Source organism: Sporolactobacillus sp. BBK16-2 (assembly GCF_059878335.1).
In genome coordinates this window covers 1,837,521-1,851,365 of sequence record NZ_CM187611.1, presented here as the reverse complement: position 1 = coordinate 1,851,365, position 13,845 = coordinate 1,837,521, and the positions used below count along the sequence as shown (strand labels likewise).

The following is a 13,845-nucleotide window of genomic DNA, read 5'->3' as shown; positions in this document are numbered from 1 at the left end:
GGTGAAAGAGATGACCCTGACCCGAATTTACAAGGAACAGAAAAGTAACTTAAAACAGATTGAAGGTCGATTGGAATCGGTGCTTATGGCACCTCATCCCATTCTGAACGAAGCTTCACTTGACTTGCTCAGAGCAGGGGGGAAGCGTATTCGCCCGTTACTGACACTGCTCTGCGCGCAATACGGCGATCCTTCACGTGAAGAAGTGATGAACTCGGCTGTCATGCTTGAATTGATTCATATGGCTTCTCTCGTTCATGATGATGTCGTTGATGATTCGGATCTTCGACGCGGAAAACCAACGGTTAAAGCACAATGGGATAATCGAGTGGCGATGTTTACCGGAGATTTTATTTTTGCTAAAGCGATTGAATTAATTTCTGATTTTGATAATCATGAAATTCATTTGAGTATATCGCGAGTCATTCGTGATTTAAGCCTTGGTGAAATCGATCAAATTAAAGAATTGTATAACTGGAAACAAAATTTGCGCATTTATCTCAGAAGAATCAAAAGAAAAACTGCTTTGCTGATGGCGCTCAGCTGCCAGTTAGGAGCCCTAGCTTCGGGATGCTCTTCGAAGGTAGGATTAAGCCTCTACTATTTTGGCTATTATTTAGGAATGAGCTACCAAATGACTGATGATATTCTTGATATCGTTGGGACTGAGAAACAATTGGGAAAACCGGCGGGCGGTGATTTGCGGAACGGGAATATCACATTGCCTACATTCTTTGCGTTGCATAAATATGGAATGCGAGACGCTATTTTGCATGTTCTGGAGAGAGAAAATCCGGAGCAGTCAGAATGGGATTCAGTCATATATTCCATTCGCAATTGCGGAGCGATACAAGATTCGGAGCATTTGAGTGATGCTTATTTAAGCAAAGCAAGAGCAATCTTGGAACAGTTGCCGCAATTGCGTGTGACTCACTCATTAAAAGAAATAGCGGATTATATTGGGACAAGAAACTATTAATCAAATAAGCTGCAAGTGAGTCTGCATTTGTAACATTTTGATGCACAACGGTTCATGCGATTGCGATGCTAATTCTAAGTTTAGGGAGCCTGATGATAATGGAACGCACATTTTTAATGATTAAACCAGATGCTGTTAGAAGAGGATTGATTGGAAATATTATTGCACGGTTTGAGGCAAAAGGCTTTAAAATGATTGCCGGCAAACTCATGGTTATATCCGACGAATTGGTCAAGAAGCATTATTATGAACATGAAGGAAGGCCGTATTACACAGACCTGACGACATTTATGACTTCCGGTCCGGTGTTTGCTATGGTTTGGCAAGGTGAGGACATTATTAAGCTCTCGCGATTCATGATGGGTTCCACTGATCCTGAAAAGGCAGCACCAGGAACAATTCGTGGAGATTATGCCACACGTATGAATCGAAATGTTATTCATGGATCAGATTCACCTGAAAATGCAGATCGAGAAATTAATCTCTTTTTTCAAGCGGATGAATTTGTAAGTCATGAATAAGTGGAAAAATGAATCAGGGTTTGATTGAGGAGATTAAACAATGAGCGAGGTAGTAGAGCAAGATTACGAGCAGTTTAAAAGCTTGTTTTTTCAGCTCACAGGTATCAATTTGTCTCTATATAAAGAAGAACAAATGAAACGCCGTCTGAATTCGCTTCGATTAAGAAGAGAGATTCCTTCCTTTGTGGCCTATGCACATCAATTGAGGGAGAATAAGCAACTGCTTGACGAGATACTGAGCCGGATGACGATCAATGTGACCGAATTTTTCAGAAACCGTTCTAGATGGGACATTCTCGAAAATAAAATTCGCAATCTAGCATCTGAAAAGAAACAACTGAGTGTTTGGAGTGCTGCATGTTCGACAGGAGAAGAGCCATATTCATTGGCGATTCTTTGCAGCAAATATATGTCTAAGAATACATTTTCAATTATTGCCACGGATATAGATCAGAAAGTTTTAAACACGGCGAGTCAAGGCACATATTTGGAGCAGGCAATTGAGGCCTTAACTGATGATGAACGACGGCATTTTTCAAAAAAAGGTCTGCTCTTTGAAGTGGAGGACGATCTGAAACAGACGGTGTCCTTTATGAAGCACGACCTGCTCTTAGACCCGAGCCCTGGTCAATTTGATATCATTGTTTGTCGAAATGTGCTCATTTATTTCACTGAAGAAGGTAAAAAGACGATCTATCAAAAGTTGAGCAACTCCTTAAAGCCAGATGGTACTCTGTTTGTTGGAAGTACAGAACAAATATTCAGCCCCGCTGCATATCATTTGCGTTCGACAGAAACCTTTTTTTATCAAAAAACAGCAAATGAACGTTGATTATTCAAATTTATTATTTATTTACAGTTGACAGTTACAAACAAGTTGACTATGATGAATTTACGTTATGAAGTTATTAATTTGTAAAGGTCGGATTGAGCCGGAGGGCGCGATCGGCCAAGGTTTTTGAGATGAGAAAAGAGAATGAGCACAGTTGAGAAGAGCTGAGGGTTTATAACTATTGCTGCCACACCCTACAGGGCTTCCTGTGGGGTTTATTGTTTTTCCTTGGATTTTTTTATATCCATTCCCCTCTAAGCAACTCACACCCGCTCATTCCTCAAAAAGAGGAGTGGAGCCCATGTTCAAAGAAACATTGAAGGATTTAGTAACAGGAAAGCAGCTTTCAGAACAGGAAGCCGCAGAAATGATGGATGAAATCATGGAAGGAAAGGCTTCTTCAAGCCAAATAGCCGCTTATTTATCCCTTCTCAGTATGAGAGGAGAGACCGTTGATGAATTGGCGGGTTCAGTGCGCAGCATGCGTGCCCATGCCAAACCGCTTCACTATAAGCAACCGCTCATTGACATCGTTGGAACAGGGGGAGACGGTTCCGCAACCTTTAATATTTCAACAGCGGCTGCACTCGTGCTTTCTTCTCTTGGTATCTATGTTGCCAAACATGGTAACCGATCTGTTTCCTCGACCAGCGGAGCTGCCGATGCATTGGAAGCGTTGGGGATTGATATCCGATCAACGCCAGAATACGCGTCTGAACTGCTTGATCAAACACATATGTGCTTTTTATTTGCACCGCTCTATCATGCATCAATGAAATATGCCATTGAACCTCGCAAGGCACTTGGTTTCCGAACCATTTTTAATCAACTCGGACCATTGACGAATCCGGCTGGCGCTGAATGTCAGCTTCTCGGGGTATATAGCGGAGACCTTGCCGAACGCTATGCCCAGACTATAGTGAAGCTAGGAACACAGCGGACGCTGGTAGTAACCGGCGAAGATGGGATGGATGAACTGACCATTGCCGGACGTACGAATGCGTTTCTTATTGAAAACGGAACGATTCGAACCTTTTCTTTGACGCCGGAAGATGTTGGTCTCTCTGCCGGAAGTGTTGCGGATATCCGAGTCAAAAATCCGAAAGAAAGTGCGGAATTAATTGAAACGATATTTGCAGGCAGCAGGAAAAATCAAACGGCAGCTGATGCTGTCTTGCTAAATGCCGGCGCAGGACTTTATGTCTCAGGCAAAACACGTTCAATTGCCGAAGGTGTTCATGAAGCTCAGGAAGCGATTAATTCTGGTGCAGCGCTCGATCAGCTGAATCTGATGCGTCAGCAAACGACGGAGGCAGCTCATGCCTGAATCTATTCTCGATAAAATAGTGAAGACAAAGACGGAAGAACTCGCCGTTTTTTCGATGCCGGAAAAAAATACAAATTCAGCCATTCATTATTCTCTGAAAACAGCTCTGACGCATCCAAATCACAAATTGGGGTTAATTGCTGAAGTGAAGCAGGCATCACCATCGAAAGGTGTTTTTGCGCGCCGTATTGTGGCAGAAGATGTTGCCGAAGTCTATGCTCACGCAGGTGCTGACGCGATCAGTGTACTCACTGACCATACCTATTTTCATGGCTCAATTGAGGACTTAAAAGCTGTAAAGGCGAAGGTTCAACTGCCGGTTCTACGTAAAGATTTTATCATAGATGAGAGGCAGATTGAGGAAGCCGCTCGCTGCGGCGCTGATGCCATTCTTTTGATTGCCGCTGCACTTGATCCCGTGAAACTCCATGAGTTTTATTTGGCGGCCGAAGAACGCGGCATGGAATCATTGGTGGAGGTGCACAGTATGAGCGAATTAGATCCTATTCTCAAAATATTTACTCCGGAGATCATCGGCATCAATAATCGGAATTTAAGGACATTTGAGACTAGGTTGTCTGTCACGAAAGAGGTAGCTGCTGCTGTTCCAAAGGGAGCGGTCATGATCAGCGAATCCGGAGTCCGTAGTGCGCAGGATGTTTGTTATCTTCTAGAGCAAGGTGCACATGCCGCACTCGTCGGTGAAGCACTGATCTGTTCTGATTCGCCGGAAGTGAAAATCAGGGAACTATTTGGTGAGGGTGTTTCGCATGACGCGTCCCTTACTTAAATTTTGTGGAAATCAATCTTTCGAAGATATGCAGGCAGCTGTTGAAAGCCAAGCAGATTTTATTGGATTTATTTTTACGGACAGGAGTAACAGAACAGTAAGTCCAAAATCGGTTGCGCATTGGATTAAACGGTTTGGACCTACGATCGGCAAGAAATTAGTCGGCGTTTTTGCTGATGATTCACTTGAAAAGATGAATTTGGTCCTGCAGGAAGTTCCACTAGATCTTATCCAGCTTCACGGGCAGGAATCGCCTGAACAAGTCGCTTCGATTAAAAGTGTAATAAAGCTGCCGATATGGATGGCCCTTCATCACGATAAAATGACAGGTTACATGATGCGATGCTACCAGAATATTGTCGATGGATTTGTTATTGATACGAAAGTAAAGGGGCAGCTTGGCGGCACCGGTTTATCGTTTGATTGGGCGAGCATACCGGAATATATGCGTGAAGCAGATCATCAGCATGTCCCATGCTTTGTCGCTGGGGGAGTTACCTCAGAAAATATTTCTGAACTGTTGACCTATCATCCAATTGGGATTGATATCGCATCAGGTATTGAACGTGAGCATCGTAAAGACAGAGCATTAATACGAAAAATTGAAGAGAAGGTGTGTTACGGTGATTAGACAGCCGCAGTTGGAGGAAAAATACAGAACTGATGAAAATGGGCGCTATGGAATGTTTGGCGGACGATATGTCCCAGAGACATTGATGCACGCAGTTTTGGAACTTGAACAAGGCTTTAAAGAAGCAATTGATGACCCCTCATTTTTAAACGATTACCATCGGATTCTCCATGAGTATTCCGGCAGACCGACACCCGTGACCTATTGTGAACGATTGAGCAATCTAATCGGTGGAGCTCGTATTTTTTTGAAACGGGAGGATTTGAATCACACCGGGGCTCATAAAATCAATAATGCTGTTGGGCAGGCATTACTCGCGCGCAGAATGGGGAAAAAGAAGATAATCGCAGAGACCGGTGCCGGTCAGCATGGGGTAGCCTCTGCTACGGTTGCCGCGTATTTCGGAATGCCCTGCACGGTTTTTATGGGTGCTGTCGATGTGGAACGTCAGGCGCTTAATGTATTCCGGATGAAACTGCTGGGTGCAGAAGTTGTTCCCGTTCATTCGGGAAATGGAACGTTGAAGGATGCGGTCAATGAAGTGCTTCGTTATTGGGCAGCAAACGTTGAGGACACAGCTTACATTGACGGATCGGTTGTCGGACCCCATCCTTATCCAATGATTGTCCGCGATTTTCAGAGAATAATCGGCGATGAAGCAAGGTCCCAGATGATCGATAAAATTGGCAAACTGCCTGACGCCGCTTTTGCCTGTGTCGGCGGAGGAAGCAATGCTATGGGATTATTCACCGCTTTTCTCAAAGATTCTGTTCAATTATTTGGTGCAGAGGCAGGAGGCAAGGGGATTAATACCGATGCCCATGCGGCTACACTGACTAAGGGAAGCATCGGTATTGTTCATGGCATGAAAACATATCTTCTTCAGGATCAAAATGGGCAGATTACCGAGCCCTATTCTATTTCGGCTGGATTGGACTACCCGGGTATTGGTCCTGAACACGCCTATCTATATCAATCAGGACGTGTGACCTATGAGGCGATCACAGATGACGAAGCGGTTGACGCACTCATTAAATTATCTAAATTCGAAGGCATTCTGCCCGCACTAGAAAGTGCACATGGGCTCGCTTTGGCAATGAAACGAGCAAAAGCAATGAAACACGATCAAAATGTACTTGTCTGTCTTTCCGGACGCGGAGATAAGGATGTGCAGACAATACTGCATGTGATGGATGAAGAAAACGGTGGTGACCACCAATGACAGCCAGGATGCGTGAGTATATAAAGAAAGATAAAGGCATGCTGTTCATTCCATTTATCACCGCCGGAGATCCTGATAATGAATCAACCGTTCAGATTGCGCTCATGCTTCAATCAATCGGAGCGAACGCACTTGAGCTTGGTATTCCTTACTCAGATCCCTTGGCGGATGGGCCTGTAATTCAGGAAGCCTCAAAACGCGCACTCAGCCACGGCGAAACACTGTTTGATGCAATGGCACTCGTTAAAATGATGCGCCGACAAGGACTAAAAATTCCGGTTATCATTTTCACCTATGCCAATGTACTCCTGCAATTCGGGGTTGATGTCTTTTTTCAACAGGCAAAAACTATTGGAGTTGACGGGCTGCTTGTTCCTGATCTCCCTTATGAGGAGAGCCGGCTGCTTGCGGATACATGCCGCAAGCAAGATATGAGCCTGATCTCGCTTGTCGCACCAACAACATCTGATCGCAGGCTGAGCATGATTTGTAATGAGGCGCAAGGCTTTATTTACTGCGTGTCATCACTCGGCGTTACCGGGATGAGAAAAAGCTTTCATCCGGATGTGTTTCCATTTCTCAAACGTGTGAAAAAGGTAAGCGAGCTGCCCATTGCTGTTGGTTTTGGTATTTCATCTTCTGAGCAGGTAGAAGAACTCAAAAATCATGCCGATGGTTTTATCGTAGGAAGCGCAATTGTAACGTTAATTGGGCGGTATACGATAGAATTAGCCGACTCAGGTACTCGTTCCAGTGCTGTTGATCAAATACGCAGGCTGCTTTGTGAGAAACTGTTTGTGCCTGTAAATAAATGATTTGAGGAAGAATTCAAGCCTTGACTGCATGAAGCTGTCAAGGTTTTTTTACTCTAATTATCCTTTCTTCCTCTGACCTTATATATATGAAAATGTGCAATCACAGTTAGTCCTTCTTGAAGTCGGCATGAAAGTTGATTATGATGGCTAAAGTAGGTTATTGTTCGGTTTTTTGGGGAGGAATTAAAGCATGCGTACTTTAGAAACAGCGACCGCATTATTAGATAGTGGACAAACTGAAGAAGGAATTAAGCTGCTTCATGATCTTGTTTTAAATGGAGACGATCGAACACAATTTGGTGCAGCGTCAGTTTTTCAGCAATACGGATTTTTGGATGATGCTCAGAAAACGTATGAGGGACTGCTTAAGCGCTATCCGAATGATAGCGAACTTATTTTGCAGCTTTCCGAACTCTTGATTGATAAAAATGACGAATCGACGGCCATTCAATATTTGCAGCGAATTCATCCATTAGATGAAAATTTTTTGAGTGCGCAGGTGATGCTTGCCGACCTTTATCAACTTGAAGGTCTTGATGAGGTTGCAGAACACAAGCTTCTCGGTGCGCTAAAATTTTCACCGCATCAGCCGATTCTGATTCTCGCTCTTGGTGAACTTTATTTATCGATTGGCGAGGCAAGCAAGGCAGTGGATTGCTTCATCGAGGTAAAGGATAATAAGGAGCTTTCGGATCAGAATGTTCATTTGAAACTTGCGGAAGCACTGAGTTTGAGCGGCAATTTTGAATCGTCCATACGGGAGTACGAGCTTGGGTTAAAGAAGGAGAAAACACTCGATGGTTTATTTGGGCTGGCCATTACAGCAATGCAGATTCACAAGCATCGTAAGGCCATCAAAGCACTGGAGACTTTAAAGACAATGGATCCGGGTTACAGTACACTTTATACGGTGCTGGCAGAGGCCTATGAGCATGAGGGACAGCTGGATAAGGCAATGGAGTCTATTGAGGCGGGCATTGAACAGGATGAATATAATGAAAGATTGTATGAATCCGCAGGAATATTAGCAGCTAAAATGCATGAAAAAGAAAAAGCGGCGGAATACTTCAGAAAGTGTCTGGAGCAGAATCCGGAAAATATGGACGCATTAACGCATCTGGCAGAATTAAATGTGCAGGCAGAGGATTATGATGCGGTTATCGATTTGCTTTCATCTGTTGAAAGTGATGATCCAACACTCATCTGGTTCCTTGCCACAGCATATAATCAAACCGATGACATAAAAAAAGCGGCTGATCTATACAAAAGGTGTCAAACAGCTTTTTCGAACAATCCCGAGTTTCTGCAGGAGTACGGCGAATTCTTAAGAGAGACAGGTAAGCAGCGGGAGGGTTTGGCTTTGTTAGAAAAGGCGTCACAGTTAAGTCCGGAAAACCAAGATCTCGCTTCATTTGTTGAGCGAATTAAGCAGGATGAATTAGGTTAAACAGCGAATATATCCATTATAAAGACTGATGAATGCGAAAGCGGGACAGGAGGGTACGGCAAAATGGAACAGACGGTATCAAATGGACAGAAGAAAACGTTTCTTCGTTGGATTTTAGATCGTCATTTGCTAACTAACCGAGAAATTATTTGGCTGCTTCATTATCTGATGAGCAACGATAAATTGCTTGGTTTGATCCATATTGTTGATGAAGTGGCGCGTGTCAGCCGCTCGATCACGATTGGATGTCCTGATAATGGACGCCCTATATTTCGTTATGTAAAAACAACTGTTGAAACCAATGATCCTGAGAAAGCGTTTCATGATTTGCGTATGAACCAAGAAGAAGATATTTACATGGAGCTGGACATTGAAACGGTACGCCGCTCTCCAATCTATTTTTCCGTTTTGGAAGAAAACCCGAATAACCCTGTAGATGTACATGAAAAATATGGGGAAATGGCAAATTGCGCGGCTGTTGAAGCGGAACGAAATTTTATTGCCGATCGGTTGAATAAGGCAATTAATGAGGCGCTTGATCAGGGGAACCAAGATCAATTTTATCTGTTGTCCAAACAATTAAACCAATTGCAAAAATATCAAAGGTAAGCAAATTGTCAAATGAAAAATTTGTTGGCAAGCAGCTTTAGCGGTCTACTCTTGTCCCAAGACTCATATAGTCATTACTAGGAGTTAAAAGGAGGACAAGCAATGAATGCGAAGCTGGTTGCCATATTTATTTCCTTCATTCTTTTTATCGGTTTTCCTGTACAAGGACGATCAGAAAATGACACAAAAGCTGCTAAAAATCATACAGAAGACTTAATCAATTTATCTGATCGCGTATTTCAGTATACAGATGCAAATCAAGATACTGCAGCGTACAGTTTGCTCAATGAATTAAGTAAGGAATGGAATCGTTCACCGCAGAACTATTCAGAAAAAGATCAGCGAGTTATAAACACAGCTATTGCCAAATTAAAGGTTCTGATGGCCAATTCAGGTGAAAATCAACGTGAAATTACCGATGCTGCAGTCTCACTTCGACTGGTTTTTGATGCTCTTGCGCCGGATGGAAAACCTTTATGGAAAAATTTGCATTCTGCAGTTACTGCACCGGTGTCTAAAATGAAATCCGCACTTAATAATAAGGATAATGAACGTTTTCAATATTATCTTAACGAATTTCTAGATAAATATGCGGTTGTTTATCCGGCGATGGTTATCAACGGCCAAACAGATGTGGTAAATCTAGTCAATAAGCAAATCAATTCATTCAGTGATCAACGGGAGAAAAGCTTAAAAACGAGCACTAGAATTCGACAATTGAATGGGATTGATCGCGAATTGAATAATGTATTTGATCAATCTTCGCAGAATCACGAGGAAAGTATGGTGGGATTAGCCACAATTATTGGCGGGATTATTGTTTGTGTGCTTGCCTATGCGTCATGGCGCCGTTATATGGGAGAACATTTGCGCCGGGAACATGTGAGGTAATAAGGTTTAATTTTTTGACAAACAATCAAAGTTTGACTAAAATTGACTATAAAGAAGTTTGTTCATCGAAATCGACAACGGCTTAATGATTGCGTTGAAAGGTTGATTGCGCATGTTTTGGTATGTTGTCTCGGTTCTGAACATTCTCAAATGATCAGTTTTGGAGGAATGAGCATGATTCAATACCTGATTTATTTAGGCGTGTTAATGCTGATCCCTATTTGGGCGCAGATGCGTGTCCGTTCGACGTACTCACGTTATTCTGAAGTCGGTAATTCAACCGGTATGACCGGAGCTGAAACGGCAAGACGCATTTTAGATGCCAATGGTCTTTACGATGTAACGGTAAGAGAGGTTGCCGGTTCCTTGACGGATCACTATGATCCGCGAGACAAGTCGGTTAATTTATCAACAGATATCTATCATGGTGCTTCAATAGCCGGAACGGCTGTGGCCGCCCATGAAGTGGGACACGCGATTCAAGATGCTAAGGACTATACATTTATGCGGGTTCGCAGTGCACTTGTTCCTGTTGCCAACTTAGGATCGAATTTGTCCTATATTCTTATCTTGGCAGGCGTATTCCTCGGTATGATGCAGCTGGCTTCGATCGGTGTTCTATTCTTTGCTGCTGCAGTTCTCTTCCAGTTGGTTACGCTTCCGGTTGAATTTGATGCATCCGGGCGGGCTTTGAAACAGATTGTTTCATTAGGCATCGTTCAAGAGGATGAACAAAAACAAGCGAAAAAAGTTCTTTCAGCAGCGGCTATGACTTATGTCGCCGCGGCACTGGTATCTTTGATGGAACTCATTCGTTTCATTCTGATGATTACAATGTCTAATCGCGAAGAGTAAATACATTAAGTAAACGAATAAATGATTGGCCGCCGCCTTTAATGAGGCCGCGGTTTTTTTGCGTTTTTCTAAAGTACGAGAAAATAAAATTGACAAAGGATTGTTTTATATTACAATAGAGTAGTTTGAGCGTATGCTCACGTGGTTCGAAACCATCCCACGTTTATCAAAAAACTAAGGAGGAGTTTTTGTTTGAAGACAATTAGAATGTTGGCAGTTAATGCCATTTTAGCAGCGTTGTATATCGTGCTTACTTTTTTTCTGCAGCCGATCAGTTTCTCTGCTGTTCAATTCAGAATCGCTGAGATGCTGAACCATTTCATCGTGTTTAACAAGAAGTACTTTTGGGGAATTATTTGCGGTGTATTCATCGGTAATTTATTTTTTTCTCCGCTGCTCCCATACGACTTGATCTTCGGCACGGGACAATCGATTTTAGCGCTTTTAATTACAATTGTCGTTTCCAAATTTGTAAAGAATATTTGGGCGCGAATGCTGGTCAATACGGGTGTGTTTACACTAACCATGTGCCTTATTGCATGGGAACTGTCAATCGTATTTCATTTGCCGTTTCTATGGACATGGCTTACGGTTGCAATTGGCGAGTGTGCCGTAATGTTAATTGGTGCTCCGATTATGTATGCGATCAGCCGCCGTATTCCATTTGAAAAATTGATTTGAATAAAAACAAAAAAAGCATCCGATAATCACTCGGATGTTTTTTTGCTAAGTAATTGGCGAACGACATAATCCTTGTCATAATGCTCTTGCGAAGAAAGCCGTTCATTTCAAGCCTAAATAGTGAAAAGCGTGGGATGTTCGCGCACCAGTACGACGGACCACAGTTGTTTTTCTTATTTCGGATGAATACTCCACAGAAATTTCGCAATCAATTGGTCAACCTGAGGATTTTCGTGGAGCATACTATGCTGTGCATTCGGACCATATACTGTTTTTTCTTGATAATGAGCCCGATTAAAAAAATACTGACCGAAAAAAGCGCTCTGACATGAAACAACGCCATCACCTTCCACAGCATTTCGCATCTCTCCGGCGATCGCCAATACATTCAGATTCTGCGGCAAGCGGCTGCGGTGCTGAAATAAATAACTTTCCCGTTTAAGTGCTTCAAGAGTATAGTCTTTGTCATTCAGTGGACCATTAATCCAATCAAACGGGGCAGCGATTGCTACATACTTCTTTATCGAGGGGTAGTCAGAAGGATCTTTTATCTGTTCAAGATAACAAGTAAAAGCTTTTCCTCCCATTGAATGAGATACGACATTTACTTGCTTAAGTCCATAATCACGTTTCAAAACTAAGAAGACATTCTTCAGCCAGTCAGCCTGCTGTTCCATGGATTCGTGATTGCTTGCAAAAATGACTTGGATCAAAGGGATTTTTTGATTCGTGATTTTTCCACTTGATTTAATAACACCGTTCGGTTCGACAGTTATTACAATTGCTCGTTCCGGTCCATCGTAATTCGTTTGTAAACGCTGAAACATCGTGCGAAACGATCGTTCCGAGCCTTTCCATCCGTGAATGAACACGGTAGGAATCTGCTGTTTATTTGTTTGAGTTGCGGATGTTTTTACCGATGAATCAGCGATTTTCAATTGATTCATGTCTGCTTTTCCGAAAAAGAAATAAAAGCTCACTGAGATTAATGCAACGGCGATGAAAAGGGAAATAACATGACTTACTTTCATAAAAAACACTCCAATTATCGATCCGTTTGTGGATCGCTTTTTATAGCTTATCGCAAATGGCAGATTTTTAAAACCGTCTTTTTGTTCCAGTTTCAGATAAAGTTCATGATATAATGAAGAAAGCTTAAATGAAGAGAGGCTTTTTTTTGGCAAATCAACCGCAATTATTACTTGTTGACGGAATGGCATTGCTTTTTCGGGCATTCTATGCAACGGCCCCTACGGGCCAATTTATGTTCAACGATCAAGGAATTCCAACTAATGGTGTTCAGGGGTTTTTACGCCATCTCTTGATGGCGATCCAAAGCAGAAAGCCAACGCATCTGGCGGTTTGTTGGGATATGGGATCAAAAACCTTTCGCAATGAATTATTCGACGGATATAAAGCAAACCGAGCCGCACCGCCTGTTGAAATGGTACCTCAATTTGATCTGGCAAAGGAAATGATTGATGCATTCGGCGTTCCTAATATCGGTGTGTCCGGATTTGAAGCAGACGATTGTATCGGCACTCTCGCCAAGAAAGCTCAAGATGAACTCGATGTTTCTATTGTTACAGGGGACAGAGATTTGCTGCAGCTTCTGGATCGGCGCATTCATGTAGATATTCTTCAAAAAGGCTACGGCAATTACCGTAGTTTTAATGAAGAAACCTTCTATGATCATTATGGTGTGACACCTCGTCAATTCATTGAAGTGAAAGCGCTAATGGGTGATTCAAGCGATGGTTATCCAGGTGTTCGCGGTATCGGCGAAAAAACTGCCATTAAGTTGATTAAACAGTTCGGAAGCATTGACTCAATAATCGATCATCTGGACATGCTGCCAAATGGACAGCAGAAGAAAATCAGCATGGATATAGATATGCTTCATCTCTCACGCCGATTGGCAGAAATTAATTGTCATGCACCGGTTTCGATAGACTTGGAGAGTGCCGGTTATTCAGGAGTCACTGATTCATTCATAGAGAAAGTAGATCAGCTCGGGATGCGGTTAGTAAAATATGACCTGGTGAAACAAAGATGGAATCAGGAAGGTCCGAATTCTGTATTTTTGGCTAATGAATAGCCTTCAAAAGCAGTACCTTTTATATTAACTCATGAATTATGAAATGAGATTGCGCTTGCATTTAGTAAGTAAATAGACCATAAAACAAATTGGATAATTAATTGAAATCTAAAATAGAGGAGATCAGAGAACTGATCTTGCTTTTTT

General features: G+C 42.5%; 15 protein-coding genes and 1 riboswitch. Of the genes, 14 read left to right on the top strand and 1 reads right to left on the bottom strand.

What is annotated here, in order from left to right:
• The first annotated feature begins 10 nt into the window (after positions 1 to 10).
• The 13 genes from AC6F33_RS09225 to AC6F33_RS09165 all read left to right on the top strand — a co-directional run bounded on the left by AC6F33_RS09225 (position 11) and on the right by AC6F33_RS09165 (position 11,600).
• Positions 11 to 979 (top strand): polyprenyl synthetase family protein, encoded by a 969-nt coding sequence (locus AC6F33_RS09225; RefSeq protein WP_255748188.1) that lies wholly within the window; start codon positions 11 to 13, stop codon positions 977 to 979.
• A 98-nt stretch (positions 980 to 1,077) separates the two neighbouring features.
• The gene (gene ndk / locus AC6F33_RS09220; RefSeq protein ID WP_255748092.1) at positions 1,078 to 1,500 is read left to right on the top strand and encodes a nucleoside-diphosphate kinase; all 423 of its coding nucleotides are present in this window, start codon (positions 1,078 to 1,080) and stop codon (positions 1,498 to 1,500) included.
• Positions 1,501 to 1,540: 40 nt separating this feature from the next.
• Positions 1,541 to 2,332 carry a CheR family methyltransferase gene (locus AC6F33_RS09215; protein WP_255748094.1) on the top strand — a complete coding sequence of 264 codons (792 nt, stop codon included), beginning with the start codon at positions 1,541 to 1,543 and terminating at the stop codon, positions 2,330 to 2,332.
• Between the two features lie 301 nt (positions 2,333 to 2,633).
• Complete coding sequence (trpD, locus tag AC6F33_RS09210) at positions 2,634 to 3,659, top strand: anthranilate phosphoribosyltransferase (RefSeq protein WP_255748096.1); 1,026 nt, start codon at positions 2,634 to 2,636, stop codon at positions 3,657 to 3,659.
• Between the two features lie 4 nt (positions 3,660 to 3,663).
• Positions 3,664 to 4,449 (top strand): indole-3-glycerol phosphate synthase TrpC, encoded by a 786-nt coding sequence (gene trpC / locus AC6F33_RS09205; RefSeq protein WP_500778151.1) that lies wholly within the window; start codon positions 3,664 to 3,666, stop codon positions 4,447 to 4,449.
• On the top strand, positions 4,430 to 5,080 hold the full coding sequence (locus tag AC6F33_RS09200; RefSeq protein ID WP_500777021.1) for a phosphoribosylanthranilate isomerase: 651 nt from the start codon (positions 4,430 to 4,432) through the stop codon (positions 5,078 to 5,080). The genes trpC and AC6F33_RS09200 overlap by 20 nt, the downstream gene beginning before the upstream one ends.
• A 52-nt stretch (positions 5,081 to 5,132) precedes the next feature.
• Positions 5,133 to 6,302: a tryptophan synthase subunit beta gene (gene trpB, locus AC6F33_RS09195; RefSeq protein WP_500778150.1), complete on the top strand. Its 1,170-nt coding sequence runs from the start codon at positions 5,133 to 5,135 to the stop codon at positions 6,300 to 6,302.
• On the top strand, positions 6,299 to 7,117 hold the full coding sequence (trpA, locus tag AC6F33_RS09190) for a tryptophan synthase subunit alpha (RefSeq protein WP_255748100.1): 819 nt from the start codon (positions 6,299 to 6,301) through the stop codon (positions 7,115 to 7,117). Before trpB ends, trpA begins: the two co-directional genes overlap by 4 nt.
• Positions 7,118 to 7,307: 190 nt before the next feature.
• Positions 7,308 to 8,564: a tetratricopeptide repeat protein gene (locus AC6F33_RS09185; RefSeq protein WP_500777020.1), complete on the top strand. Its 1,257-nt coding sequence runs from the start codon at positions 7,308 to 7,310 to the stop codon at positions 8,562 to 8,564.
• A gap of 63 nt (positions 8,565 to 8,627) precedes the next feature.
• Positions 8,628 to 9,173, top strand: a complete 546-nt coding sequence (locus AC6F33_RS09180) for a YpiB family protein (protein ID WP_255748103.1) — start codon at positions 8,628 to 8,630, stop codon at positions 9,171 to 9,173.
• Positions 9,174 to 9,275: 102 nt separating this feature from the next.
• A complete protein-coding gene (locus AC6F33_RS09175) occupies positions 9,276 to 10,064 on the top strand; it encodes a sporulation protein YpjB (RefSeq protein ID WP_480947322.1) in 789 nt (262 codons plus the stop codon).
• Between the two features lie 174 nt (positions 10,065 to 10,238).
• On the top strand, positions 10,239 to 10,919 hold the full coding sequence (locus AC6F33_RS09170) for a zinc metallopeptidase (RefSeq protein ID WP_255748106.1): 681 nt from the start codon (positions 10,239 to 10,241) through the stop codon (positions 10,917 to 10,919).
• Positions 10,920 to 11,054: 135 nt separating this feature from the next.
• Positions 11,055 to 11,103, top strand: a riboswitch (PreQ1 riboswitch).
• A 23-nt stretch (positions 11,104 to 11,126) separates the two neighbouring features.
• Positions 11,127 to 11,600 (top strand): QueT transporter family protein, encoded by a 474-nt coding sequence (locus AC6F33_RS09165; protein WP_255748194.1) that lies wholly within the window; start codon positions 11,127 to 11,129, stop codon positions 11,598 to 11,600.
• Positions 11,601 to 11,773: 173 nt separating this feature from the next.
• Here the strand turns inward: AC6F33_RS09165 and AC6F33_RS09160 are convergent, their stop codons facing one another.
• On the bottom strand, positions 11,774 to 12,631 hold the full coding sequence (locus AC6F33_RS09160; RefSeq protein ID WP_255748107.1) for an alpha/beta fold hydrolase: 858 nt from the start codon (positions 12,629 to 12,631) through the stop codon (positions 11,774 to 11,776).
• Between the two features lie 182 nt (positions 12,632 to 12,813).
• On the opposite strand from AC6F33_RS09160, the gene AC6F33_RS09155 reads away from it, so the two are divergent.
• Positions 12,814 to 13,698 (top strand): 5'-3' exonuclease, encoded by an 885-nt coding sequence (locus AC6F33_RS09155; protein ID WP_370646016.1) that lies wholly within the window; start codon positions 12,814 to 12,816, stop codon positions 13,696 to 13,698.
• The last annotated feature ends 147 nt before the right edge of the window (positions 13,699 to 13,845 follow it).